Source organism: Cellulomonas sp. JZ18, from assembly GCF_009720485.1.
Classification (GTDB): Bacteria; Actinomycetota; Actinomycetes; order Actinomycetales; family Cellulomonadaceae; genus Cellulomonas.
Genome location: NZ_CP045245.1, coordinates 110,097 through 135,258, shown reverse-complemented (window position 1 = coordinate 135,258; position 25,162 = coordinate 110,097). Strand labels below are relative to the sequence as shown.

25 protein-coding genes and 1 pseudogene are annotated in these 25,162 nt (G+C 76.2%); 9 read left to right on the top strand and 17 right to left on the bottom strand.

The window, feature by feature from the left end:
• Positions 1-4: 4 nt before the first annotated feature.
• From GC089_RS19790 to GC089_RS00655, 5 genes are all read right to left on the bottom strand, one after another.
• Positions 5-265: a TNT domain-containing protein gene (locus GC089_RS19790; protein WP_196250771.1), complete on the bottom strand. Its 261-nt coding sequence runs from the start codon at positions 263-265 to the stop codon at positions 5-7.
• Positions 266-1,787: 1,522 nt separating this feature from the next.
• A complete protein-coding gene (locus tag GC089_RS00670; protein ID WP_155376060.1) occupies positions 1,788-2,129 on the bottom strand; it encodes a hypothetical protein in 342 nt (113 codons plus the stop codon).
• On the bottom strand, positions 2,126-2,539 hold the full coding sequence (locus tag GC089_RS00665; protein ID WP_155376059.1) for a YbaB/EbfC family nucleoid-associated protein: 414 nt from the start codon (positions 2,537-2,539) through the stop codon (positions 2,126-2,128). The genes GC089_RS00670 and GC089_RS00665 overlap by 4 nt, the downstream gene beginning before the upstream one ends.
• A gap of 97 nt (positions 2,540-2,636) precedes the next feature.
• On the bottom strand, positions 2,637-3,113 hold the full coding sequence (locus tag GC089_RS00660; RefSeq protein ID WP_155376058.1) for a TIGR00725 family protein: 477 nt from the start codon (positions 3,111-3,113) through the stop codon (positions 2,637-2,639).
• 29 nt (positions 3,114-3,142) lie between these two features.
• Complete coding sequence (locus tag GC089_RS00655) at positions 3,143-3,760, bottom strand: L-threonylcarbamoyladenylate synthase (RefSeq protein ID WP_155376057.1); 618 nt, start codon at positions 3,758-3,760, stop codon at positions 3,143-3,145.
• Positions 3,761-3,890: 130 nt separating this feature from the next.
• Between GC089_RS00655 and GC089_RS00650 the strand changes: the two genes are divergently transcribed.
• The 4 genes from GC089_RS00650 to GC089_RS00635 all read left to right on the top strand — a co-directional run bounded on the left by GC089_RS00650 (position 3,891) and on the right by GC089_RS00635 (position 7,093).
• Complete coding sequence (locus GC089_RS00650; protein ID WP_155376056.1) at positions 3,891-4,436, top strand: histidine kinase; 546 nt, start codon at positions 3,891-3,893, stop codon at positions 4,434-4,436.
• 68 nt (positions 4,437-4,504) lie between these two features.
• Complete coding sequence (locus GC089_RS00645; protein ID WP_155376055.1) at positions 4,505-5,347, top strand: DUF4097 family beta strand repeat-containing protein; 843 nt, start codon at positions 4,505-4,507, stop codon at positions 5,345-5,347.
• Positions 5,348-5,471: 124 nt separating this feature from the next.
• Entirely contained in the window at positions 5,472-6,263 is a 792-nt protein-coding gene (locus GC089_RS00640; RefSeq protein WP_155376054.1) for an ABC transporter ATP-binding protein, read from the top strand.
• Positions 6,263-7,093 (top strand): ABC transporter permease, encoded by an 831-nt coding sequence (locus tag GC089_RS00635; RefSeq protein WP_155376053.1) that lies wholly within the window; start codon positions 6,263-6,265, stop codon positions 7,091-7,093. Before GC089_RS00640 ends, GC089_RS00635 begins: the two co-directional genes overlap by 1 nt.
• Positions 7,094-7,117: 24 nt before the next feature.
• Here GC089_RS00635 and GC089_RS00630 read toward each other — a convergent pair whose 3' ends face one another.
• Positions 7,118-7,315: a hypothetical protein gene (locus tag GC089_RS00630; RefSeq protein ID WP_155376052.1), complete on the bottom strand. Its 198-nt coding sequence runs from the start codon at positions 7,313-7,315 to the stop codon at positions 7,118-7,120.
• Positions 7,316-7,632: 317 nt separating this feature from the next.
• Here GC089_RS00630 and GC089_RS00625 point away from each other — a divergent pair, with 317 nt between their 5' ends.
• From GC089_RS00625 to GC089_RS00615, 3 genes are all read left to right on the top strand, one after another.
• On the top strand, positions 7,633-8,391 hold the full coding sequence (locus tag GC089_RS00625) for an ABC transporter ATP-binding protein (protein WP_155376051.1): 759 nt from the start codon (positions 7,633-7,635) through the stop codon (positions 8,389-8,391).
• 23 nt (positions 8,392-8,414) lie between these two features.
• Complete coding sequence (locus GC089_RS00620) at positions 8,415-10,958, top strand: ABC transporter permease (protein ID WP_370514041.1); 2,544 nt, start codon at positions 8,415-8,417, stop codon at positions 10,956-10,958.
• A gap of 95 nt (positions 10,959-11,053) precedes the next feature.
• Positions 11,054-12,571 (top strand): calcium-binding protein, encoded by a 1,518-nt coding sequence (locus GC089_RS00615; RefSeq protein ID WP_155376049.1) that lies wholly within the window; start codon positions 11,054-11,056, stop codon positions 12,569-12,571.
• 89 nt (positions 12,572-12,660) lie between these two features.
• On the opposite strand, the gene GC089_RS18615 is transcribed toward GC089_RS00615, so the two are convergent.
• From GC089_RS18615 to GC089_RS00600, 4 genes and pseudogenes are all read right to left on the bottom strand, one after another.
• Entirely contained in the window at positions 12,661-12,861 is a 201-nt protein-coding gene (locus GC089_RS18615) for a hypothetical protein (RefSeq protein WP_230685297.1), read from the bottom strand.
• Positions 12,862-12,885: 24 nt separating this feature from the next.
• Positions 12,886-13,273 (bottom strand): annotated as a pseudogene (locus tag GC089_RS18610) (LacI family DNA-binding transcriptional regulator); the annotation flags it as partial.
• On the bottom strand, positions 13,270-13,848 hold the full coding sequence (locus GC089_RS00605) for an NADPH-dependent FMN reductase (RefSeq protein WP_155376047.1): 579 nt from the start codon (positions 13,846-13,848) through the stop codon (positions 13,270-13,272). The gene GC089_RS00605 and the pseudogene GC089_RS18610, both read right to left, overlap by 4 nt.
• The gene (locus GC089_RS00600; RefSeq protein ID WP_155376046.1) at positions 13,836-14,459 is read right to left on the bottom strand and encodes a YitT family protein; all 624 of its coding nucleotides are present in this window, start codon (positions 14,457-14,459) and stop codon (positions 13,836-13,838) included. The genes GC089_RS00605 and GC089_RS00600 overlap by 13 nt, the downstream gene beginning before the upstream one ends.
• A gap of 57 nt (positions 14,460-14,516) precedes the next feature.
• Here GC089_RS00600 and GC089_RS00595 point away from each other — a divergent pair, with 57 nt between their 5' ends.
• Entirely contained in the window at positions 14,517-14,978 is a 462-nt protein-coding gene (locus GC089_RS00595; RefSeq protein WP_155376045.1) for a MarR family winged helix-turn-helix transcriptional regulator, read from the top strand.
• Between the two features lie 339 nt (positions 14,979-15,317).
• Here the strand turns inward: GC089_RS00595 and GC089_RS00590 are convergent, their stop codons facing one another.
• From GC089_RS00590 to GC089_RS00570, 5 genes are all read right to left on the bottom strand, one after another.
• A complete protein-coding gene (locus GC089_RS00590) occupies positions 15,318-15,671 on the bottom strand; it encodes a nucleotide pyrophosphohydrolase (protein ID WP_155376044.1) in 354 nt (117 codons plus the stop codon).
• Positions 15,672-15,711: 40 nt separating this feature from the next.
• On the bottom strand, positions 15,712-17,772 hold the full coding sequence (locus GC089_RS00585; RefSeq protein WP_155376043.1) for an elongation factor G: 2,061 nt from the start codon (positions 17,770-17,772) through the stop codon (positions 15,712-15,714).
• 121 nt (positions 17,773-17,893) lie between these two features.
• Positions 17,894-18,868 carry an FKBP-type peptidyl-prolyl cis-trans isomerase gene (locus GC089_RS00580; RefSeq protein WP_155376042.1) on the bottom strand — a complete coding sequence of 325 codons (975 nt, stop codon included), beginning with the start codon at positions 18,866-18,868 and terminating at the stop codon, positions 17,894-17,896.
• 275 nt (positions 18,869-19,143) lie between these two features.
• Positions 19,144-20,838: an alpha-amylase family protein gene (locus GC089_RS00575; RefSeq protein ID WP_155376041.1), complete on the bottom strand. Its 1,695-nt coding sequence runs from the start codon at positions 20,836-20,838 to the stop codon at positions 19,144-19,146.
• Positions 20,835-21,866 carry a TIGR03885 family FMN-dependent LLM class oxidoreductase gene (locus GC089_RS00570; protein ID WP_155376040.1) on the bottom strand — a complete coding sequence of 344 codons (1,032 nt, stop codon included), beginning with the start codon at positions 21,864-21,866 and terminating at the stop codon, positions 20,835-20,837. Before GC089_RS00570 ends, GC089_RS00575 begins: the two co-directional genes overlap by 4 nt.
• Positions 21,867-22,045: 179 nt before the next feature.
• Here GC089_RS00570 and GC089_RS00565 point away from each other — a divergent pair, with 179 nt between their 5' ends.
• Positions 22,046-22,903 carry an SDR family oxidoreductase gene (locus GC089_RS00565; RefSeq protein ID WP_155376039.1) on the top strand — a complete coding sequence of 286 codons (858 nt, stop codon included), beginning with the start codon at positions 22,046-22,048 and terminating at the stop codon, positions 22,901-22,903.
• Positions 22,904-23,124: 221 nt separating this feature from the next.
• Here the strand turns inward: GC089_RS00565 and GC089_RS00560 are convergent, their stop codons facing one another.
• On the bottom strand, positions 23,125-23,733 hold the full coding sequence (locus GC089_RS00560) for a response regulator transcription factor (protein WP_230685171.1): 609 nt from the start codon (positions 23,731-23,733) through the stop codon (positions 23,125-23,127).
• A gap of 74 nt (positions 23,734-23,807) precedes the next feature.
• Positions 23,808-25,106, bottom strand: a complete 1,299-nt coding sequence (locus tag GC089_RS00555) for a sensor histidine kinase (protein WP_155376037.1) — start codon at positions 25,104-25,106, stop codon at positions 23,808-23,810.
• Positions 25,107-25,162: the final 56 nt, after the last annotated feature.

The window sequence follows — 25,162 nt, the reverse complement described above, 5'->3', positions numbered from 1 at the left end:
GGCGTCACTGGAGGATCCCCGCGTTGATGAGCTCCGTCACCGGGACCGTCTTGTTCTTGTCGTTGAACACGAGCACCTGCATCCCTCCACCGGGCTGCCCGAACGCGGGCGCGATCTCGCTGACCTGGATGCGCCACCCGTCGGGCAGGTCGCCCGCGAGGCGGTAGGCGTCGACCGGGTCGTCCAGCGACGACGGGAAGAGGGCGCGGTCACCCCACGGCGCACCCGGCGGGAAGCCGAGGTACGAGCCGTTCGGCAGCCCCACCCGGTCGAGGCCGTCGCCGTAGGCGTTCCGGAAGTCGCTCGTCGACGTGAACTCGTGCTTGGACCCGGGCACCGCGCCGTCGTTCGGGGCCAGCGGATCGTGCCGTCCGCGTGCGTGAAGCGCTCGAGGAACTCCTTCTCGGTGAACGGGCGACCCGTGTCGGGGTTCGTCCCCCACGGGTGCGCCGCGTCGCCGCCGAGCTTCGCGACGTCGGAGCTCGTGTGCGTGGCCGGCGCGTTGTCCGGGTGGAACGACGTGCCGGCGTCGGTCCGCGGCTCGCCGTAGTGCGGGTCCGGGTTGCGGTCCGGCACCGCGGTCGCGCCGTCGGGCAGCGGTCGCGCACCCGCGTCGGGGACGGTCGGGTCCAGGGGCGTCGGATCCGGGGTGGTCGGGTCCGTCGCGGGGTCCGGCCCGGGCCTCGTCGTGCCCGCGTCCGGCTCCCCGGGCCGCCCGCCGTCGGGCCCGCCCGCTCCCGGCCGTCCGCCGACCAGGTCGGCGTCGGGTGTGACGAGCTGCTGCGCGTCGGGGCCGGGGCGCACGGGCGTGCCGCCCGGCGCACCGCCGCCGCCGGGCACGGCGCCGGCACCGGGTCCACCGGGGACGTCGGGGCCGCCGGAGACGACCGGTCCCGTCGGCACCGACGGGCCGGTGGGCGTCCCGGGGTCGCCGCCCGGGGCCGTGCGGCCGGGGCCGGCGGGACCGGTCGGCGGCGTGGCGCCGTCCCCGCGTGGGGCGTCCGGCGTGCGCGGCGCGTCGGGGCCGCGTCCACCGCGGAACAGGTCGTCGAACAGCCGGCCGAGGTCGTCGAACAGCCGGCGCAGGCCGCTCAGCAGCTCGTCGAGGTTGCGGAACGACGTGAGCAGGCGCGTGACGTACGAGCCGATCCGCGCGGCGAGCGCGGCGGCGCGCGTGGCCGCCTGCTCGATGACGAGCGGGGTGGCGAGCCCCGCGGTGAAGATCAGCTCGGCCGCGTAGGACGCGACGGCGCCGAGCACCTGCGCGATCGCGTCCCGGACGATGTCGTGGACGATCTGCACGAGCGTCGCCGCGACCTCGAGCGCGGTCGACATCGACCCCGCCCAGCGGCTCGCGCCCCCCATGTGCTCCGCCATGTCGGCCGCCAGCTGCCGGTACGCGGTGATCGTCGCGCCGTCCATGCCCGCCAGGTCCGCGGCGACGACGCGCGTGAGCTCGTCCGCCTGCTGCTGCAGGTGGCTGGAGACGTTCGCCCACGTGCCGGCGAAGGCGCGCACCTGGTCGCCGTCGCCGGTGAGGTCCTCGAGCCAGGAGCTCAGGGGCTCGACGTGGTCGATGACCCAGCCGATGCCCATCGCGAACAGCGTGCCCAGCGGGTCGGACACGGCGGCGACCGTGTCGAGCGCCCCCGTGAACAGGGCGAGGCCGCCGGAGACCCAGTCGCCGTTCTGCACGGCGTGGACGAGCTGCTCGCCGTCCTCCAGCAGCAGCGTGCCGGCGAGCGGCGACGTGGTGTCGGTGCGCTCGACGACGAGCGGGTTGGCGGTCACCAGCCCGTCACCGCGGCGCGGTCGAGGTCGGCCTGCAGCGCCCGGTACGTGTCCGTGCCGTACGTGTCGGCGGCCTCGAGGTCGGCGGCGGCCGCGGCGACCTCGCTGCCGGCGCGCTCGAGCGAGGAGGCGACCCGGGCGATCGACGACTGCGCGGCGGTCTGCACGACCTGCAGCGGCGGCACGAGGAACGCGCACATGAGGCCGAACGCTCCGCCGCCGAGGTTCACCGACCCGGCGGCGTCCCGCGCCACGTCCACCTGCGACCCGATCTGCTCCAGCCGCCGCCGGTGTGCGGTGAGCGTGTCGACGTCGATCGCGATGCGACCGCCGCTCACGCCCAGGGGCCCTTCTCCTGGGACGGACCGGCCGCGGGTCCGGCGGCCGCACGTGCGCCGGCCTCCTCGGCCACGCGCCGCGCGAGGTCGGAGCCCTCGCCGAACGCCTCCTCGGCCAGCCGGCCGACCTGCTCGGCGGCGCGCTGGTGGGCGGTCGCGGCGGTGCGCAGGACGAGCTGGGCGAGGTCGCGCGGGCCGAGGTCGAGCGCCGCGTCGGACAGCTCGAGGTCGAGCAGGCGCCCCTGGGCGTCGACCCGCACCTGCAGCTCCTGGCGCGGCGAGCGCGCCTCGCCCACCAGCTGCTCGACCTGCTGCCGCAGCGCGGTCGCGCGCCGGGCGCGCTCCTGCGCCTGCTCGATCTGCGCCGTCACGCGCGCCTGCGTCTGCTCGTACGAGTCCCCCAGCGCCACGGGCGGTCAAGGTACGCGCGCACCGGCGGGGGTGTCGAGAATGTCCACCGGATGCCGCCACGTCCGTGTCGTCCGGTCCCCCGGGGTGCGTGGACCGTCAGGGGCGGGCCAGCAGGACGTCGACCGCCGCCAGCGCGCCGGTCGCGTCGGGGACGCGGCGCACCCGGTCGTCGGACGGCAGGTCCCACCCGCCGACCTGCACGACGGGCGTGCCGACCGAGACCGCGAGCGAGACCTCGTTCAGCGTGCCCCACGACGTCCCGACGGCGACGACGACGTCGCCGGCGCGCACCACGAGCGCGTTGCGCAGGTCGCCCATGCCGGTGGGCAGGGCGACGGTGACCCAGGGGTTCGCGTCGGCGCGGGCCGTGCCCGGCAGGTAGCCGACGACCGTGCCGCCGGCCTCGGCGGCCCCGCGCGCGACCGCGGCCATGACGCCGCCGCGGCCGCCGCACACGACGACGTGACCGCGCTGCGCGAGACCCGCGCCGACGTCGTGGGCGTCCCGCTCCTGCTCGCGCGTCGGCGCCGACGGCCCGACGACGGCGACGTACGTGCGGTCGCGTCCGGGCACCCGCCCGCCGTCCGTCCCGTCCGCCACCGTCAGAACCGCCCCGGGTCGCCGGCGCCCTCGCGCACGACCTCGGGACTCCCGGACGTCCAGTCGACGACGGTCGTCGGGGTGGTGCCGCGGTCACCCGCGTCGACGACCGCGTCGAGCTGGTCGTCGAGCTCCTCCTTGATCTGCCAGCCCTCCGTCATGGGCCACTCGGCGCCCGGCACGATCAGGGAGGACGACAGCAGCGGCTCACCGAGCTCGCGCAGGATCGCGTGGGCCACCGGGTCGTCCGGGATGCGCACGCCCACCGACCGCTTCTTCTCGTGCGCGAGGCGCCGCGGCACCTCGGGGGTCGCGGGGAGGATGAACGTGTACGGGCCGGGCGTCACCGACTTGATCGCGCGGAAGGCGCTGTTGTCGAGGTGCACGAGCTGCCCGAGCTGCGCGAAGTCCGCGCAGACGAGCGTGAAGTGGTGCCTGGCGTCGAGGTCGCGCACCTGCCGGATCCGCTCGGTGCCGGCGTGGTTGCCCATGCGGGTGCCGAGCGCGTACATCGAGTCCGTGGGGTAGGCGATGAGCGCGTCGTCACGGAGCATCGCGACCACCTGCGCGATCGTCCGCGGCTGCGGGTCGTGCGGGTGCACGTCGAAGTAGCGGGCCATGCCGCCCAGGCTAGGCGGGGGCCGGTCCGGCCGCCGTCCGGCCGCCGTCCGCAGAGGCCTGACACCACGACACCACCACCCGGCACCATCGGGGGTTGCATGACACCACCAATGGTGTCATGCTGACGTCATGGACCTCACGCGCTACGTCGACGACCTCCAGCACCGGCTCGCCACCGCGGCGGACGCCGCCGGCGACGACGCCCGGCAGCTCGCGGAGCGCCTCACGGCACCGCTCGACGCCGCCGTGCGCCTCGTCCTGCTCGACGCCCTCAGCTCCGCGGCCGGTGAGATCTCGGCCGACCTCGCGCCCGGCTCGGTCGACGTGCGGCTGCGCTCCGGCGAGCCGGAGTTCGTCGTCACCGCCCCGCCGGCGCCGGCGTCGTCGGCACGGTCCGACACCACGGTGACATCACCGGCGGCGCCGGCGGCACCCGCCGCTCCCGTCGCGACGCCGGCCGACGCCGACGAGGGCAGCACCACCCGTACCACCCTGCGCCTGCCCGACCGCCTGAAGACGCAGGTCGAGGTCGCCGCCGCGCGCGACGGCGTCTCGGTCAACACCTGGCTCGTCCGCGCGGTCGCCGCCGCGCTCGAGCAGGGCGACGCCCGTCCCGCGGCCACGAGCCGCACCGAGCAGCGCGGCGTCACGCGCGTCACCGGCTGGGTGCGCTGAGCCGCACCCAGCCGTCCCGCCCGCCCCAGCGACACCACCGCCCACCACACCACGTCAGGAGCTCCGTCATGCCCACGTTCCCCGTCCCCGGGCCCGTCCCGGTCGTCGTCGACGTCCCGTTCGGCAACCTGCACGTCGTCGCGAGCGACCGTGACGACGTCGTCGTCACCGTCCTGCCCGCCGACCCCACCAAGTCCGGCGCGGTGCGCGCGGCCCAGGAGACGCGGGTCACCCGCGACGGCGAGGCCGTGAGCATCGTCTACCCCAACGCCTGGAAGCAGTACGTGCTGCCCTTCTCGGCCGGCGGTGCGATCGTCACCGTCGAGCTGCCCGCCGGGTCGGACCTGCGCGGCAAGGCCGGGTCGCTGTTCTCCGAGGGCCGGCTCGGCACGGTCGAGCTCGTGCTCAACGGCGGCGACGCGCGCCTGGACGAGGCCGAGCGCCTCGACCTCAAGGTGACCGCCGGCTCCGTCGTCGTCGGCCGCGCGACGGGCCCGACCACCGTGCGGGCGAGCTCCGGGTACGTCCGCGTCGACGAGCTCACCGGCGAGGGCACGATCCGCGCGAGCAACGGGACGACCACCGTCGGGGCCGTCACCGGCACGCTGGAGGTCGCCGGGGCCCACGCCGAGATCGCCGTCGGCCGGGTGCGCGGCACGGTCACCGCCAAGGCCGCCCACGCCGGCATCCGCGTCGACCGGGTCGAGTCCGGCAGCGTCACGCTCACGACGTCCTACGGCTCCATCGAGGTCGGCGTGCCCGAGGGCACGGCCGCATGGCTCGAGGCGACGTCCGAGCACGGCGCCGTCCGCAACCAGCTCACCCCCACCGAGGGCCCCGTCGCCGACGAGTCGACGGCCGAGATCCGCGCCAGCAGCGGCTGGGGCGACGTGATCGTCCGCCGCCCCTGAGCCCCACGGACGGCCGCACCATCCGCACCGCCATCCGCACCACCGACGGCACCGTCGTCCGGCGCACCGCCGGACGCGCGACCTCGCGCGCCCGGGCACGACCACCACCGAGAGGAGCACCACCATGACCAGCGACCTCGCCGTCGACGTGCGCGGCCTGCGCAAGTCCTACGGCGACCAGACCGTGCTCGACGGCGTCGACCTCGCCGTCCGTGCCGGCACCGTCACCGCCCTGCTCGGCCCCAACGGGGCCGGCAAGACCACCACCGTGGGCGTCCTGTCCACCCTGCTGCGTCCTGACGCCGGCACGGTCCGCGTCGCCGGCCACGACGTCGTCGCCGAGCCGGGCGCCGTGCGCGCCGCGATCGGCGTCACGGGCCAGGTCTCCGCCGTGGACGACCTGCTCACCGGCGCGGAGAACCTGCGGCTCATGGCCGCGCTGCACCACCTCGGCCGCCGCGAGGGCCGTGAGCGCACGGACGCGCTCCTCGCCCAGTTCGGTCTCACGGACGCCGCCGCGAAGCCGGTGTCCACGTGGTCCGGCGGCATGCGCCGCAAGCTCGACCTCGCGATGACCCTGGTCGGGTCCCCGTCGGTCGTCTTCCTCGACGAGCCGACCACAGGCCTCGACCCGCGCAGCCGCCGCACCCTCTGGGACGAGGTGCGCGCCCTCGTCGCCGCCGGCACCACCATCCTGCTCACCACGCAGTACCTCGAGGAGGCCGACCAGCTCGCCGACCGCGTCGCGGTGCTCGACGGCGGGCGCGTCGTCGCCGAGGGCACGCCCGCGGAGCTCAAGGCGGTGCACGGCGCCGGGTCCCTCGACGACGTGTTCCTGCGCCTCACCGAGCCCTCCACCACCGACACGACCGGCACCACCGGCACGACCGCCACGACCCCGAAGGAGGTGGCCTGATGACCACCGTCGCCGTCCCCGCCGCACCCGCGGCCGGCCCCCGTCCGCTCGCGGACGTCGCCACGATGGTGCGCCGCAGCCTGCTGCGTGCCGTGCGCTACCCCGGGCTCACGCTGTTCCTCGTCCTGGGCCCGCTCGTCATGCTGCTGCTGTTCGTCTACGTCTTCGGCGGCGCGTTCGGCGCCGGCGTGGCCCCGGGCGTCGCCCCCGGTGCCGAGGGGCGCGCGGCCTACCTCGACTACATCACGCCCACCCTGCTGGTCCTGACGGTCGTCGGGGGTGCGACGTCGGTGGCCACCAGCGCCGCGATGGACGCCGCCGGCGGCATCATGGCGCGGTTCAAGACCATGGCGATCGCCCCCGGGTCCGTGCTGGCGGGGCAGGTCATCGGGTTCGTCGTGCAGGCCCTCGTCGCCGCGGTGCTCGTCCTCGCGGCGACGCTGCTCATGGGCTACCGGCCGGGTGCGGACGCCCTCGACTGGCTCGGGCTGCTGGGCGTGCTCGTCCTGCTGGGGTTCGCCCTCAACTGGCTGTCGGTCGGCATGGGCCTGAACGCGCGGAGCGTCGAGACGGCCAGCAACACGCCGATGGTGCTGCTGCTCCTGCCCTTCCTGGGCAGCGGGTTCGTCCCGGTCGAGACCATGCCGTCGGCGGTGCGCTGGTTCGCGGAGTACCAGCCGTTCACGCCGGTCATCGAGACCGTCCGCGGGCTGCTCGCGGGCACCGCCCTCGAGACCACGACGACCCTGCTGGCGATCGGCTGGCTCGTGCTCATCGGCGTCCTCGGGTACGCCTGGTCGCGCTCGCTGTACCGGCGCGAGCGCAGCTGACCCCGCGGTCGCGGTCGACGGCGCTCAGCCGTCGGCCGCGGCCGTGCGCACGGTCCCGGCCGGGCCCGTGGGACCCGCGGGGGTGCCGGTGCCGCGCTCGACGGCGGCCGGCGCACGCTCCAGGCCCGCGAGCGCGTCGTCCACCGCGTACGTGACGAGGCCGAGCGCGGCGCCGACGACGACGGCGGCGGCGGCGCTGGTGGCCTTGGCGAGCGCGGGCACGGTGTCCTCCGGGTGGGGTGTCGGGTGGGGTGTCGGGTGGGGTGCGGTGTCGGGTGGGGATCGGTGGGCGGGCCGCCGGCGACCCGCACCCATCGTCGGCGCGACGGCTGCCCGGGCGGCACCGGGCCCGACCCGGACCGGACCCGGGGCGTGACCCGTCCGGCCTCCGGGAGGACCCTGGTCGCAGGGCCGGGGGCGACCGGGGTGCGAGACACCACTTTCAGGGCCCTGACCAGGGACGTCACCGATGGGCCCGGCTGCCGCCGGCCGCCAGGCTGGACGGCGACCCCGCTTCCCCTTGCGAGACAGGACGGACCATGACCACCCCGATCGCGAGCGCCCGCGCGCTCACCCGCACCTACGGCCGCGGCGAGACCGCCGTGCGCGCCCTCGACGGCGTCGACGTCGAGTTCGAGCGCGGTCGGCTGACCGCGACGATGGGCCCGTCGGGCTCGGGGAAGTCGACGCTCATGCACTGCATGGCCGGCCTGGACCGCCCCACGTCCGGCACCGTCGTCGTCGACGGCGAGGAGGTCAGCTCGATGTCGGAGCGCCGCCTGACGCGGCTGCGCCGGGACCGGCTCGGGTTCGTGTTCCAGGCGTTCAACCTGGTGCCGACGCTGACGGCGCTGGAGAACATCACGCTCCCGCTCGACATCGCCCGCCGCCCGGTCGACCGGGACCACCTCGACGCGGTCGTGCGGGCGGTCGGCCTCACCGAGCGGCTGAGCCACAAGCCGGGTGAGCTGTCCGGCGGGCAGCAGCAGCGCGTGGCGTGCGCGCGGGCGCTGGTCACGCGGCCCGCGGTCGTCTTCGCGGACGAGCCGACGGGCAACCTCGACTCCTCGTCGGCGCGCGAGGTGCTGACGTTCCTGCGCCGCTCGGTCGACGAGCTGGGGCAGTCCGTCGTCATGGTCACGCACGACCCGACCGCGGCGTCCTACGCGGACCGCGTGCTGTTCCTCGCCGACGGGCGGATCGTCGACGAGCTCACGGACCCCACGCCCGAGGCCGTGCTCGAGCGCCTCGGCGCGCTCGGCCGCCGCGACGCCGCCACGCCGGCCCCGGTGCTCTGATGCTGCGGGTCACGCTCCGGGGCGTGCGCGCGCACGCCGTCCGCTTCGCGCTGTCCGTGCTCGCGGTCGCGCTCGGCGTCGCGTTCGTCGCCGGCACGTTCGCGCTGCGCACGATGATGTCCGGCACGTTCCACGGGATCGTCGAGGCGCAGACGCCCGCGGACGCCTACGTGCGCGGTGCCGAGGCGCTGCCCGGCGGCGCGGGTGCGGCCGGGGGCGTCGGCGAGGCGCGCACGCCCGTCCCGCTCGCGCTCGCCGACGCCGTGGCGAACGTCGACGGCGTGCGCCTCGCCCTGCCCGAGGTCTCCGGGCCGGTCGTGCTCGTGGGCGCCGACGGCACCGCGGTCCAGTCGACGCAGGCCCCGAGCATCGGCATCGCCGCCGACCCCCGCGACCCCTCGCTCGACGTGCTGTCCGGGCGGCTGCCCGGGGCGGCGGACGAGGTCGCGCTCGAGCAGGCGACGCTCGCGTCGTCGGGCCTGGCGGTCGGGGACCGCACGCGCGTCGTCGTGGGCGGCCAGGTGACGGACGTCGAGGTGGTGGGCGAGGTGTCCGCGGGCGGGCCGATGGCCGGCGCGACCCTCGTGTTCCTCGAACCGGCCGCGGCGACCGCGGCGTTCGCCCCCGACGGCACCGTCTCGAGCGTCGCCGTGTACGCGCACGACGGCGTCGACGAGGCGACGCTGGCCGACGCGGTCGCGGCCGCGCTGCCGGACGTCGCCGGCGGCGCGGACGCCGAGGCCGTCACGGGCACGTCGCTGCGCGCCGAGCTGCGCGCCGACATCGACGAGATGCTCGGCTTCGTCACCGCGTTCCTGCTGGTCTTCGCGCTCGTCTCGCTGTTCGTCGGGGCGTTCCTCATCGCGAACACGTTCCAGATGTCGGTGCGCCAGCGGGTGCGCGAGTTCGCGCTGCTGCGGGCGGTCGGCGCGTCGCCGGCGCAGGTGTTCGCCGTGGTCGTGGGGCAGGCGGTCGTCGTCGGGCTCGTCGGCGCCGCGCTCGGGGTGCTCGGGGGTCTCGGGCTGGTGTCGGTGCTGCGCGTCGTGCTCGCGCAGGTCGGCATGGACCTCACGGGTGACGTGCCGCTCGACGCGGGCACGGTCGTGCTGTGCCTCGCGGTCGGCACGCTCGTCTCGGCGCTCGCCGCGGCCGTCCCCGGACGCACGGCCGCGCTCGTGCCGCCGGTCGAGGCGATGCGCGGGGAGGTCACGGTCCCCGAGCGGTCCCTGCACCGGCGCGGATGGGTGGGCGCCGCGCTGGTCCTGGCCGGGGCGGCCGCCGTCGGCGTGGCCGCGGTGCGGCCCGGGCTCGACGCGGCGGAGGCCCTGCTCGGCGGCGGCGCGGCGGCGGTGCTCGCCGGTGTCCTCGTCGCGGCCCCGACGGTCGCCCGCGCGGCCATGCGCGTCCTCGCGGCGCCCGCCGTGCGGCTGCTGCCGCCGATGGGACGCCTGGCCCGCGGCAACGTGACGCGGCAGCCGCGCCGGACGGCGGCCACGGCGGGCGCGCTGGTCATCGGCATGGCGCTCGTCGGGGCGGTGTCGGTCATCGCGTCGTCCGCGCAGGCGTCGCTCGCCCGCGTCGTCGAGAGCTCGACCGAGGCGGACCTCGTGCTGCGCTCGGCGACGGGCGTGCTCCCCGCGGGCGCGGTCGACGACGTGCGGGCGCTGCCCGGCGTCGGCGCGGCGGCCGAGGTCGCGTTCGTCCCCGCGGGCCTGTCCGCGGCCCCGGGCGAGGACGCGGACGCCGGGGACGGCGGTGCCGTCGTCGGCCTCGAGCCGGGCGTGCTCGGCAGCACCGTGCTCGTCGACGTGGAGCAGGGCGACGTGGACGACCTCGACGACGCCTCCGCCGTCGTGAACGCGCAGGTGGCCACGGGGGACTGGGCGGTCGGCGACACGGTGACGGTCACGACGCCCACCGGCACGCGCGACCTCACGGTCGTCGCGGTCGTCGACACGAACGTGCTCGGCACCCCGCTGGTCGTCACGCGGGACGTGCTCGACGCGCTCACACCCGAGCCGCAGGTCGACACCGTGTTCCTCGACGCGGCGGCCGGCACGTCGGTCGCCGCGCTGCGGGCGGCCGTGACCGACGCCGTGGCGCCGTACGTGGTCGTCTCCGTGCAGGACCGGGACGAGTTCGTCGACGCCATGGCCGCGCAGGTCGACCAGCTGCTCGTCATCCTCTACGCGCTGCTCGGGCTCTCGCTCGTCATCGCGGTGCTGGGGATCGTCAACACGCTCGCGCTGTCGGTGATCGAGCGGACGCGCGAGATCGGGCTGCTGCGCGCGGTGGGGCTCGGGCGGCTGCAGCTCGCCGGGACCGTGACCGTCGAGTCGGTGCTCACCGCGCTGTTCGGCACGCTGGTCGGGCTCGCGGTCGGCGTCGGGCTGGCGTCGGTCCTGCCGCGCGTCTACGCGGAGGACGGCCTCGACCGGCTCGTCCTGCCGTGGGGCCAGCTGGGCGCGATGGTCGGGCTGGCGGCGGTCGTCGGGGTGCTCGCGGCCGTGTGGCCGGCGGTCCGGGCGTCCCGGTTGCGGGTGCTGGACGCGATCGCGTCGGAGTGAGCCGCCGCTGAACCCTTTCGCACGGCCGCCGTCCCCACGTGGCGGGTGCCGGCACCGCTAGCGTGCCGAGCACCTGCCACGTGGGGAGCTCGACGATGAGACGCACCCGCTCCGCCCTGACCCGCCTCACCCTGGCCGCCGTGCCGGTGCTGGCCGCGACCCTGCTCCTGCCCGCACCGGCGTGGGCGGGCGAGGTGCACCGCGAGGAGTTCCGGCGGGCGCCCGCCGAGCCCTGGCAGGTGCGCGGGTTCAGCGGCGACCCGGTGGCCACGACGCGCGGCGGCACGATCACCATCGGCGAGCAGACGCTCGTCATGCTGCTCGAGTACGCGGGCACGTCGGAGTGGACCGGCTCCGCCAACCGGCTCACGGGCTGGGACGTGGACTTCCGGATGCGTCTCGGCACGGACGCGACAGGCCCCTGCCTCGACGAGGAGACGGGCGCCCCGCCCCCGACGCTGCTGTGGGTCGGCGACACCACCGACCTGGTGCAGATCGGCTTCGGCCCCGGCGAGATCTGCCTGACCTACCCGTACCAGGACCGCGAGCGGATCCCGCTCGACACGCACCGGTGGCACCGGTACCACCTGGAGGCACGCGGGCAGCACCTGCGCCTGACCGTGGACGGGCGCACGGTCCTCGACCGCCCGCTCACCGGGTTCGGCGCGGGCACGGTCGGGCTCGGCTTCGAGACGCACCGGGGCTCGTCCACCTGGGACCACGTCCGCTACGACACCGCCCCGGCGGTCCCCGCCTGCACGCTCCGCGGCACGGCCGGGGCGGACGTCCTGCGCGGCACGCCCCGCGACGACGTCATCTGCGCGGGCGCGGGGGACGACCGCGTGTGGGGCCTGGGCGGGTCGGACGTGCTCGTCGGCGGCGACGGCGACGACACGCTGCTCGGCGGCGCCGGGAACGACCTGCTCCAGGGCGGCTGGGGCGCCGACGTGCTGGACCCGGGCACCGACAGCGGCCGCGTCGAGGGCGGCCAGGGCGACGACCGGTTCGTCACGGGCCCCGTGCCCGACGGCGCGCACCAGCTCGTCGGCGGACCCGGCCGCGACGTCGTCGACTACGGCGCGCGCACGGGCCCCGTCACGGTTGCGCTCGACGGCCTCGGCGGCGACGGCGAGCCGGGCGAGGGCGACTCCGTCGGCCTGCCCGCGCCGTGGAGCTGGCTGCCCGACGTCGAGGAGGTGCGCGGCGGGCGCGGGGACGACGTGCTGACGGGCGGGCAGTGGACCGAGACGCTCGTGGGCGGCCCCGGCGCGGACCTGCTGCGCGGCGGCCGGGGCACCGACGCGCTGGACGGTGTCGACGGCGTCCCCGGCAACGACCGCCTCGACGGCGAGGACGGCCAGGACACGTGCGCCGCGGACCCGGACGACCACGTCACCTCGTGCAACGAGCCGGACCCGCACCCGACGTTCCCGATGCCGACGCCGTCGCCGTCGCCGTCGTCCAGCCCGCGGCCCCTGCCGCCGGCCCCGACGGCCACGGGATCGCCGGCCGGAGCGCCGGCCGCGACCCTGTCGGGCACCGGCTCACCTCTGCGCGCCACGCCGTCGGGCGCGACGCGGCCGACGACGGCACCGTCCCGCTCCGGCCGCTGACCTCGGACCCGTCGGCCCCTCCGCCGCGCGGACGGCGCCGAGCCGCCGGACGACGCCCCTGAGCGCGACGGCCGGCGCCGCGGGGCCGTTCACGGCTGCCGCCGGAAGGGGGCGACCGTGGCCCGCACGAGGTCCGCGGCGCCCCGGTCGTCGTCGAACTGGGCGAGCACGGCCAGGTGCTGGCGCAGCTGCAGGACCGGCATGCGGGTCCGCCAGTCGCGGTCGAGCGAGGTGAGCTCGGCGTAGAGGTCGAAGAAGACGCGGGCCTCGGGCGGCGGCGCGGTGTCCACACGTGCGCCAGGTCGACCTCGGCCTGACGAGGACGGCGCCGTCGATCAGGGTGCCGCTCAACCGGGACAGCAGCCGGCGCTCCCACCCCGGCCCGCCGCCTCGCCGGCCGCCGGTGTACGCCAGCAGCTCGTAGTCCGTGTCGACGAGCGCCGCCGCGGCCCCCTTGACGATCTCGGACGAGAACGGCTCGAAGCGCCCGGCGAGGACACCGACGACGTGCGTGCGCCGCGAGCGCAGCCCGCGGGCGACGAGGCTCGACTCGTACCCCAGCTCGTCGACCACGGCCAGGACGCGTGCGGTCGTCGACGCCGCCGTGCCGGTCCGGCCGTCGAGGACGCGGGAGACCGTGGAGGCCGAGACCCCGGCGGCGTGCGCGACGTGGTGGATGGTCGCCCGGCGCTCCCGGCTCATGCGGCCGCGGCAGCCGCACGCAGCGGGGCCAGGGCGTCCGCGAGCAGCCGCAGCTCGTCGAGCATGCCGTCGGCCGCGCTCGCCATGGCGGTCGTCGGGACCAGCGCGCCGGTGGCGTCGAGGGCCTGGCGCAGGTGGATGCCGACGGCGCGCGGTACGGGCGTCATCCCCAGCGCCACGACGACCGGCGTGATCTGCTCGACGGCGCGCAGCCCCGCCGACGTCATGCCGTAGCTGACGAAGGCCACCGGCTTGTGGTGCCACTCGCGGTGCAGGAAGTCGAGCGCGTTCTTCAGGGGAGCGCTGTAGCCGCGGTTGTACTCCGGCATCACGAGGACGAACGCGTCCGCCGCGTCGGTGGTCTCGCTCCAGCGCCGCGTGTGCTCGTGCACGTACGGGCCGCCCTCGACGGGCTGGCCGGGCTCGTCGTGGAAGGGCAGGTCGAGCTGGGCGAGGTCGACGACGTGCACGTCGAACGCGCCGTGCGCGACGGCGAGGTCCCGGAACCAGTCGCCGACGACGTGCCCGACGCGGCCGGGGCGGGTGGAGGCGACGACGACGTTCAGGCGGGGCATGGCGGGAGCTCCTTGGTCGGGCCGGCGGGCGCCGGGACGGTGAGGCGGGGCAGGAGGTGGTGCACGAGGGGGCCGATCGCGGCGGCGAACAGGACCGTGCCGACGCCGACGGTGCCGCCGAGCAGCCATCCCGCGGCGAGGACCGACAGCTCGATCACCGTCCGCACGACGCGCACGGAGTGCCCGCGCGCGGCGATCCCGGTCATGAGCCCGTCCCGCGGCCCGGGGCCGAGGCCGGCGCCGATGTACAGCGCCGTCGCCACGGCGTTGAGCAGGATGCCGGCGACGAGCAGGGCGGCGCGCAGGGGCAGCGCCTGCGGGACGACGAGCGCGGCGAGCACCGCCTCGACGACGACCCCGACGACGGCGACGTTCGCGACGGTGCCGATCCCCGGCCGTTGCCGCAGCGGCCACCACGCCAGGAGCACCAGCGCCGCGACGCCGTTGACGACCCAGCCGACCGGCAGCCCGAGGCGCTCGGCCAGGCCCTGGTGGAGCACGTCCCAGGGGCCGACGCCGAGGTCGGCGCGGATCATCAGCGCGACGCTGACCCCGAACAGGACGAGCCCCAGGGACAGCCGAGCGGTCCTGGCGGCCGTGCTTGTTGACATGTCACGCATCCTGTCGCGGCGTCGATGACATGTCAACAATCCCGGTAGGGTGGGCACGTGAGCGAACCCCGCTGGCTCGACGAGAAGCAGGCCCGCGCCTGGCGCGGGTACCGCCGCATGCGCGCCCTGCTCGACCTGCAGATCACCCGTGACCTCATGCAGGACAGCGGGCTGTCCGACGCCGACTACGACGTGCTGTCGAACCTGTCGGAGACCTCCCCGCACCGCATGCGCCTGAGCGAGCTCGCCGCCACGATGCTCTGGTCCACCAGCCGCCTGTCGCACCACATCACCCGCATGCAGCGGCGCGGCCTGGTCGACCGCGAGGAGGCGCCCGGCGACGGGCGCGGCTCGGTCGTCGTGCTGACCCCGGCGGGGCTGCGCGCCGTCGAGGAGGCGGCGCCGCACCACGTCGAGTCGGTGCGCCGCAACTTCGTCGACCTGCTCACCGACGAGGAGGTCGCGGCCCTCGACGCCATGACGCAGCGCGTCGTCGCACACCTCCACGCGCAGGCCTGACCCGCTCGCGCGGACGCCGGCGCCCGGCCGGCCGGGCCGACCCGGGACGGCTCCGGACGGCGCGCGCCGACGGCGACCGCCACGGCCACGAGCAGCGCGCCCGCGACGTCCGCCGGCGCCGGGCGGCCCACGCCGAGCACGACGGTCGTGACCAGCGCCCCCACCGGCACCAGACCCGCGAACAGCCCGGCGCGGTGGGGATCGACCATGGGCCGCAGGCTCACGCACCGGCGGGCACGTGCGCCAGACCCGGGGCGATGGCATCGATTGCACGGCGCGTCGCGCCGCTCGAGGGAGCGCGGGCGGCGGGGGCCGCACCGGCGGCCCGCGACCCCGCCCTCACGGCTTGTCCGGCGCCACCCCGCGCACGTGGTCCGCCGGGAAGCGCCGGTGGGACGCGGCGAGCTTCGCGCGCGCCGCCGCGCCGAGGTCCACGTCGAGCACGTCCGCGAGCCGCACCAGGTAGACGAGCACGTCGGCCATCTCCTCGGCGGCGCGCGTGCGGCGGTCGGCCGCGGAGAACCGGTCGACCGCCTCGGCGGCGGGCACCCACTGGAACAGCTCGGCGAGCTCGCCCACCTCGCCGACCAGCGCGAGCAGCAGGGACTTCGGGTCGTGGAACTGCTCCCAGTCGCGCTCGGCGCTGAACTCGCGCACGGCCCGCGTCAGCGCGGCGATCTCCGGCTCGTCCATCCCGGCATCCTGGCAGGCGGCGGCGCGGACCCGGGGCGCGTCAGGCCGTGACCAGGTGCTCGGGGCACGGCTCGTAGTGGTCCGGCGCGACCTCGAGGTCCGCACGCCCACCCGTGAGCGAGCGCAGGTCCAGCACGTAGCGCGCGATCTCGGACTCCGGCACGGTCGCCTCGACCACGACCTCGCCGCCGTCGAGGGACGCCGTGTCGGTGATGCGCCCGCGCCGGGAGGACAGGTCGCTCATGACGTCGCCCTGCGCCGCCAGGGGCACGGTGACGCGCACGCGGCTGACCGGCTCCAGCACCACCGTCCCGGCCGTCGCCAGCGCCTCCTTGAGCCCGATCGACGCGGCGGTGCGGAACGCCATGTCCGAGGAGTCGACCGAGTGCGCCTTGCCGTCCACCACCTCGACGCGCACGTCGACGACCGGGAAGCCGTGCGGGCCGCCGGCGGCCATGGCCTCGCGGACGCCGCGCTCCACGGCGGGCAGGTACCCGCGGGGGATCGCGCCGCCGACGACGGAGTCGACGAACTCCAGCCCGGACCCGGCCGGCAGCGGGGACACGCGCATCCGCACGACCGCGAACTGCCCGTGCCCGCCGGACTGCTTCTTGAGCCTGCCCTCGGCCTCGACCGTCCGGGCGATCGTCTCCCGGTACCCGACGGGCACGGGCGCCGTGCGCACGTGCACGTTGAACACGCGCGCGAGCCGCTCGAGCGCGACCGCCAGGTGCGTGTCGCCGAGCCCGCGCAGCACGGTCCGGTCCCCGGCACGGTCGACCGCGAGCGTCGGGTCCTCCGCGACGAGGCGGGCGAGCGCGCCCGACAGCCGGTCGTCGTCCGACTGCGTCACCGGCTCGAGCACGAGCCCGTACACCGCGGGACGCGGCGGCAGCGGACGCGCCGACAGGCGCGTGCCCGGGCTGCCCTTGGTCGCCAGCAGGGACCCGGTCGGCGTGCCCGTGAGCTTGGCGACCGCCACCACCTCGCCGGCACGCGCCGCCTCGACCGGCACGTGCTCCTTGCCGCGCAGGCGGAACAGGCCGGGCAGGCGCTCCTCGGTGCGCGTCGTCGCGTTGACGAGCCGGTCGCCGGGGCGCAGCGTGCCCGAGAGCACCCGCAGCAGCGTCACCTGCCCCACGAACGGGTCCGCGACGGTGCGGAACGCGTGCGCCAGCGCCGGGCCGTCGGGGTCGACGGCGACGGGGACCTCGGTCGACCCGGCGAGCACGGTGACGTGCCGGTCGGTGGGCGCCGGCGCCAGCGCGCACAGCAGGTCGGCGAGGCGGTCCACGCCGACACCGGTGACGCCCGACGCGACGAGCACGGGGAACGCCGCGCCGTCGCGGACCTCGTGCGCGAGCGTGCGCTCGAGCTCGCCCACGGTGGGCACCTCGCCGGACAGGTAGCGCTCGAGCTGCTCGTCGTCGTGCGCGACGATCTCCTCGGTGACCTCCTCGTGCAGGCGGTGCTCCTCCTCCGCGAGGCCGGACGGCAGCTCCTCGCGGTGGTGGTGCCCGTCCGGCTCGTACGCGTAGCCGTCCTCGCTGAGCACGTCCGCGACGCCGGAGAACGCGGTCTCCTCGCCCAGCGGCAGCTCGAGCGGCACGAACCCCGGCCCGAACGCCGTCCGCAGCTCGTCGAGCACGCGGCGGAAGTCCGCGCGCGGCTTGTCCTCCTTGGTCACGACGACCATGCGCGGCACGCCGGCCTCCGCGGCGGCGCGCCAGGCGCGGTGCGTGCCCGCCTGGACCCCGTCGACCGCGCTGACCACGACGAGCGCGAGGTCGGCGGCCGCGAGCGCCGCGTCGACGCAGCCCGCGAAGTCGAGCGAGCCGGGCGTGTCGAGCAGCGTCACGTCGACGGGGCCGCCGCCGTCGCCGTCGCACGTCCACCGGAAGGGCGCGACGCCGAGCGTCAGCGAGCAACCGCGGGCGACCTCCTCCGGCTCGTGGTCGCAGACCGTGGTGCCGTCCTCCACGCGGCCCGGACGCACGAGCACGCCCGCGCGGTGCAGGAGGGCCTCGGTGAGCGTCGTCTTGCCGGCGCCCGCGGCGCCGACCAGCGCCACGGTACGGATCCTGGGCGTCGCCTGGTCCATGCGGGCCTCCCACGCTGGAGGGACTGGTCCGGCCAGCGTAGGACGCCGGCCCCGGACGCGACAGGACCGCCGGCCCTGGTACGGGGCCGGCGGTCCTGGTACCGCTCGCGCGGGGCGCGGGTCAGCTCGCGGCGAGGACGTCCACGACGAAGACGAGCGTGGAGTTCGCGGGGATCGAGCCGCTCTCCTGGTCGCCGTAGCCCTTGTCCGGCGGCACGACGAGCATCACCTGGCTGCCGACCTTCTGGCCGACGAGCCCCTCGTTCCAGCCGGCGATGACGTTGGCCTGCCCGACGTTCTGCACGGGGAAGGTCGTGCCGCTCTCCCACGAGGAGTCGAACTGCTCCCCGTCCCACAGCCAGCCGGTGTACTTGACGACGACGGTCTGGCCGGCCTCCACGGCCGGGCCGGCGCCCTCGATGAGCGGCTGCACGACGAGCTCGGTCGGCGCGTCGCCCTCCGCGGGCTCGAGCGACGGCGCACCGCCCTCGGCGAGCGTCACGGTGGGCAGGCCCGCCGGCGGCTCGACCGCGGTGCCCTCGGCGCGTGCGGGCCCGGAGCCGACGAGGTCGGCGACGGCGATGACCGTGGTCTCGCCCTGCGGCACCGCGAAGACGACGCGGGCACCGATCTTCGCGCCCTCGATCGCCTCGAACAGCGTCGGGAACAGCGCCGTCTCGCTCAGCTCCACGAACTCCGGGCTGCCGGAGTCGTAGGTGGAGCCCATCGCGGAGCTGTCGGCGCCGGAGAAGCCGGTGGTCTGCATGGTGAGCAGCTCGCCGACCTCGACGGCCTCGCCCTCGCCGTCGGAGACGAGGCGCGCGACGGGTGCGGACACCTGGAACGGCGTGCTCGGCAGGGTGAGCGTCGGCTTGGTGCCGTGCTCGCCCTCGATCGTCACGCCCTCGAGCGCGGCGACGTCCTCGGCGCTGGGCGTGGCGGCGGTGGGCGCCGAGGCCGAGTCGGTGGGGGCGGGTGTCGTGGGGTCGTCCCCGGCCTCGCCGGAGCACGCGGCCAGGCCGACGCCCAGGGTCAGGGCGAGCGCGGCCGCGGCCAGCCGGCGCACGGCGGGTCGGGCGGTGGTCGTGCGGCGCACGGGGTCCTCCGTCGTCTGGGGTCCCGCCCGGGGGCGGCGGACCTGGGCACGGTACGCGACGAACCTGGACGAACGCCGGGAGCGTCCGTGCCGAAACGCTTCGGCGGGACCTCCGTCCTAAATCCGTCGCGCATCCGTGACGCATGATGGACGTGCGTCCAGAACAGGGCGCAGCGCGGTGGACCTCCGCCCCCCGAGACGCCTCGGCCCGTCATCCCCCCGGCGGGCCGGGGCTTTCGCGCGCCGTCCACCGCCCACCCGGCAGGTGGCGCGGCTCAGAGCAGCCGGCGCGAGTCCGGTCGCACGACCCGCAGCCACCGGTACCCGTAGCCCGCGAGCTCCACCTGCGCGGCCCCGTCGGCGTCGAGCGTCAGCTGGTCCCCGTGCAGCAGGTCGACCAGGCGGGCGTGCTCGTCCGCGTCGTCCAGCGCGAGCGGCACCGTCACGGCCTCCGGGCCGAGGTTGTGCACCGCGACCATCGACGCCTCCTGCCACGTGCACCGGTGCGCGAGCACCGACCCGTGCGGCTGCTCGAGGATCTCCGCGCGGCCGGCCCAGCCCAGCTCCGGGCACTCCCGGTACCGGCGCGCCAGCAGCTGCACGAACGACAGCAGCGAGTCCGGGTCGCGGCGCTGGTCGGCGACGTTGACGTGGTCGGGGCCGAACGCGCCCTCCACCACCGGGCCCGCGAGCACGTCGGGCTCCGCGCAGGAGAACCCCCCGTTCTTCCCGGACGTCCACTGCATCGGCGTGCGCACGGCGAGCCGGCCGTCGGCAGCGAGGTTCTCGCCCATGCCGATCTCCTCGCCGTAGAACAGCACGGGCGTGCCCGGCAGCGTGAAGAGCAGGGAGTACACCATCCGCACGCGGCGCGGGTCGCCGTCGAGCATCGGGGGCAGCCGGCGGCGCAGGCCGCGCCCGTACAGCTGCATGTCCTCGTCCGGGCCGAACGCGTCGAACACCTCCTGGCGCTCGTCGTCGCTCAGCTTGTCGAGCGTCAGCTCGTCGTGGTTGCGCACGAACGTCGCCCACTGCGCGTCCCGCGGGATCTCCGGACGCGCTTCGAGTGCCTTCGCGAGCACCCCCGCGTCCTGGCGGGCCAGCGCCAGGTACATCTGCTGCATGAGGACGAAGTCGAACTGGAGGTTCAGCTCCTCGCCCTCGTGGTGGCCGTCGTGGTCGTGGTCGCCGAAGAAGAGCAGCTGCTGGTCGTACGGCAGGTTCACCTCGCCCATGAGGATCGCGTCGCCGACGCGGCGCGTGAGGAACGCCCGCAGCTGCTGCAGGAACTCGTGCGGGTGCTCGATCTCGTCCTGCGGGTCGTTCGCCACGTCGGAGAGGAAGAACGGCACCGCGTCCACGCGGAAGCCGGACATGCCGACCTCCGCCCAGTAGCCGACGACCTTCGCGATCGCGTCCCGCACCTGCGGGTTCGCGGTGTTGAGGTCCGGCTGGTGCTTGTAGAAGCGGTGCCGGTACCAGGCCTGCGCCTCCTCGTCCCACGTCCAGATGCCGTCCTCCTGGTCGGGGAAGACGACCTGGTCGCTGGTGTCCGGCGGCGGGTCGGTGCGCCACACGTAGAAGTCCCGGTAGGGACTGTCCGGCGAGCTGCGCGCCGAGCGGAACCACGGGTGCCGGTCCGAGGTGTGGTTGACGACGAGGTCGGCGATGACGCGGATGCCGCGGTCCCGCGCGGTGCGGATGAGCTCGACCAGGTCGCCGGAGTCGCCCAGCCGGGAGTCGACCCCGTAGTAGTCGACGATGTCGTAGCCGTCGTCGAGGTCGGCCGTCGGGTAGAACGGCATGAGCCACAGGCACGTGACGCCGAGCTCGGCGAGGTGGTCGATGCGCTGGACCAGCCCGGGCAGGTCGCCGATGCCGTCGTCGTTCCAGTCCATGTAGGTCTCGACGTCGAGGCAGTAGATGACGGCGTTCTTCCACCACAGGTCGCCGGTGTCGCGGATCCTCATGCGCGCACCTCCCGCAGGACGGGCAGCAGGTGCTCGGCGGCGAGGTCGACGAACGCCTCGAGCGAGGACGGGGCGGGCGTGACCGTCGGCGTCGCGTGCGGGTGCTTCTCGTCCGAGGCCACGACGTCCGTGGCGACCTGGTGCAGGTAGACGGCGTCGAAGCCGATCTCCGCGAGCGCGGCGACGCGCTCGGCCATGCGCGCCGGCTCGTGGTCGACGACGACGGCCTCGTGGATCTTCTCGTCCGGCAGGTCCCGCGCCGCCGCGTCGAACTCCTCCGGCGTGGCGATGTCCCAGGCCAGCGGCGGGCCCACCGCGTTGCCCGCCCACTGCGAGCGCGCGAGCCGGAACGCCTCGTCGGGGTCGGGCGCGTAGGCCACGTGCACCTGGAGCGAGATCTCGCCGCGACCGCCGGCCGACCGGTAGGCGTCGACGATCGCGCGCAGCGTGTCCGGCGGCTGGTTGACCGTCACGAGCCCGTCCGCCCAGCGCGCGTGCCGCGCGGCCGTCGCCGGGGAGACGGCGGGCCCGATGAGGAGCGGCTTGACGTCGGGCAGCGTCCACAGCTTGGCGCGGTCGACCTTCACGAGGCCGTCGTGCGTGACCTCCTCGCCGTCGAGCAGCGCGCGGATGACCTCGACGCACTCGACCAGGCGCGCGTCGCGCACGTCCTTCTCGGGCCACGGGTCACCCGTGATGTGCTCGTTCATGTTCTGGCCCGACCCGAGCGCGACCCAGAACCGTCCCGGGTACATCGCGGAGAGCGTCGCGACGGCCTGGGCGGTGATCGCCGGGTGGTACCGCTGCCCCGGCGCGCTGACGACGCCGAACGGCAGGCGCGTCGTCGCGAGCGCCGAGCCCAGCCACGTCCAGGCGTAGCCGGAGTGCCCCTGCGTCGCCGACCACGGAGCCCAGTGGTCGGAGCACATCGCCGCGTCGAAGCCGCGCTGCTCGGCGAGCTGCGTCGCCGCGAGCAGCGCCGAGGGGTGGACCTGCTCGTGGGAGTTGTGGAGTCCGACACGCACCATGGGTCCCGTTCCTACCGGTCGGACGGGCGTCCCGCCTCCGGAGCGGACGGCCGTCGCGCGGTCGTCACGGACCCGTCACGCGACGGTCGCCGTCGCACGCGGGTGACGGCGGGAAGGCGCGAGCACCCGCGCGGGTTGTGGCGGACGTCCACGCACCCGCACCCGCAGGAGGAGCAGTCATGTCGATCGTCGTCACCGGAGCCACCGGGCACCTGGGCCGTCTCGTCGTGGAGGGCCTGCTGGACGCGGGCGTCGCGCCGGGGGACGTCGTGGCCGGCGGCCGCGCCACCGAGCGGCTGGCGGACCTGGCCGAGCGCGGGGTGCGCGTCGTGACGCTCGACTACGACCGGCCGGAGACGGTCGCCGACGCGTTCGCCGGGGCGCAGAAGGTGCTGCTCGTGTCCGGCAGCGAGCCGGGGCGGCGCGTGGAGCAGCACCGGGCCGTCATCGACGCCGCCGTCGCGGCCGGCGTGGGGCACGTCGTCTACACGTCGGCGCCGCACGCGGACACGACGTCGCTCGTCCTGGCCCCCGACCACAAGGCGACCGAGGAGCTGCTCGCCGCGTCCGGCCTGCCCGTGACGGTGCTGCGCAACAACTGGTACACCGAGAACTACGTCGGGCCCGTGCAGCAGGCGGCCCAGACCGGCGAGATCGTGGCGTCCGTCGGGGACGGGCGGGTGGCGTCGGCCACGCGCGCCGACTTCGCCGCCGGTGCCGTCGCCGTCCTCACCGGCGAGGGGCACGAGGGCCGCACGTACGAGCTGTCGGGCGACGTCGCCTGGGACTTCGACGAGCTCGCCGCCGCGGCGGCCGAGCTGCTCGGGCGCCCGGTGACGTACCGCCGGGTCTCGGCGGACGAGCACCTCGCGGTCCTCACGGGCGCCGGGCTGGACGAGGGCACGGCCGGGTTCGTCGTCGCGCTCGACCAGGGCATCGCCGCCGGCGCGCTGGCGGACGCGACCGACCACCTGCGCACCCTCGTCGGCCGGCCCACGACCCCCCTCCTCGACGGCCTCCGGGCAGCCCTGGCCTGACCCGCGCACACGGGCGACGGCCGAGCCGGGGGGACCGTGCCCACGGGTCGGGACGGCTCGCCGACGACCCCGTGATCGGACGCCTCACGGGCACCGGAACGCATCTGATCACGGGGTCGTCGGCAGGGCCGTCCCGGTGGGTGGGCGTGCGGGGCAGCGTGGGTGGACGGGCCCCCGGCACGGCGCCCCGGGCGGGGTGCTCGCCCACCGTGCGGCTGCCGTCAGCCGAGCAGGTCGCGGGCCAGCACGCCCGCCTGCAGGCGCGAGCGGACGCCCAGCTTCGCCAGCACGTGACTCACGTGCGACTTCACCGTCGTCGGCGAGACGACGAGGCGCTCCGCGAGCTGCGCGTTCGACAGCCCCTCGCCCAAACCGGCCAGCACGTCCCGCTCCCGGACGGTGAGGGCCGCGAGCCGGGGGTCCTCGCCGCGGTCCGGGCCCGGCACGTCGGCGGCCCGGTCCAGCGACGCCCGCCCCGCGACCGCGTCCAGCAGCCGGCGCGTCACCTCGGGGGCCAGGACGCCCTCGCCCGCCGCCACCCGGCGCACGGCGTCGACCAGCTCCGCGGCGCCGACGGACTTCAGCAGGAACCCGGCGGCACCCGCCCGCACCATGCCGACGACGTACTCGTCGAGGTCGAACGTGGTCAGCGCGACGACCTCCGCGAGCCCGTCCCGCACGATCGCCTCGGTGGCGGTGATGCCGTCCGTGCCCGGCATGCGCACGTCCATGAGGACGACGTCCGGGCGCAGCGCCCGCGCCTGCCGCACCGCCACGTCGCCGTCGCCGGCCTCGCCCACGACCTCGACGTGCCCGGACTGCTCGAGCATCAGCCGCAGGCCCGCGCGGATCGCGCCGTGGTCGTCGGCGAGCAGCACCCGCACGCGCCGGTCCTCCGCCCCGCTCACGCCCGCACCCCGCTCCGGGCCCGCGCGCCCGCCTCGCCCGCCGCGCCCGCCGCCCCGGCGTCCGTCGCCGGGTCCAGCGGCAGCACGGCGCGCACGACCCACGCGTCCCCCTCCGGCCCGGCGGTCACGGTGCCGCCGAGCGTCGCGGCGCGCTCGCGCATGGTCGTCAGTCCCGTCGACGACGACGGGACGGGACTCGCGGCGGCGACGACGGGCATGGCGTTGCGGACCTCCAGGTGCAGGGTGCGCTCGTCGGTGCGGACGGTCAGGGCGGGGCGGCCGGCGCCGTGCTTGTGGGCGTTCGTCACGGCCTCCTGCGCGATGCGGTAGGCGGTCTGGCCGACGGCGGCCGACACCACCGGCAGCGCCGCCGGGTCGACGTCCGCGTCCAGGGACGGCACCCGGTCCAGCCCGGGCGGGGCCGGGACGTCGTCGGCGTCGTCGCCCGCCCGCAGCACGAGGATCATCGCGCGCATCTCGGTGAGCGCGTCGAGCGCCCCGGCGCGGACCGCGCGCAGGGCGGCCCGGTCGCGGTCCGGGTCGGGCCTGCCCGCGAGCGCGGCCTCCGCGTGGATCGCGACGGCGGACAGGTGCCCGGCGACGGCGTCGTGCAGGTCGCGGGCCATCCGTCGGCGCTCGTCCTGCACGGCCGACGTGCGGTCGAGCGCGGCGATCCGGGCGACGTCGTCGGCGTGCGCACGGGCCAGGTCGGCGCGCTCGCGCTCGAGGTCCGCCCGGCGCGCCTCCGACCGCGCGAGCTCCTCGGTGCGCCGCACGTCGCCGCCCCACCAGAACGGCGTGAGGAACATCGCGACGAGCACCAGCACGAGCTGCACGACGTCCCGGGCCGACCCTCCCGCCACCACGAGGGCCACGGCCGCGGCGAGCACCGCGCCCCCGACGACGCCCTGCACCGCCCGCCGCACGCGCGGGGCGCCGTGCACGGCGACCGCGAACAGCGCGTCGAACAGCACGAGGTACATGCCGAGCGACCCGCCCAGCAGCGCGTCGACGACCGCGAGGCCCGTGACCGCGAGCAGCACGGCGAGCGGCCGCCGACGCTTCGCCACGAGGACCAGCACGGCGACGAGCAGCAGGCCCGCCTGCCACCAGCGCGGCGCCGGCAGGTCGAGCACGGGCACGGTGGGGCCGACGCCGCCGACGTCGAGGGCGAGCAGCACCAGGCCGAGCAGCAGCAGCCCGAGGGCGTCGGCGCGGTCGGTCGCCCCCGACGCGCGCGCCACCCACCAGCGGCGGGTCGCGGCGGCCGCGCGGCTGCGCAGGGCGGTGAGCACCCGTCCATCCCAGCAGACGCCGGCACGGGCCCCCTCGTCCGAAGGGAGGAGGGGCG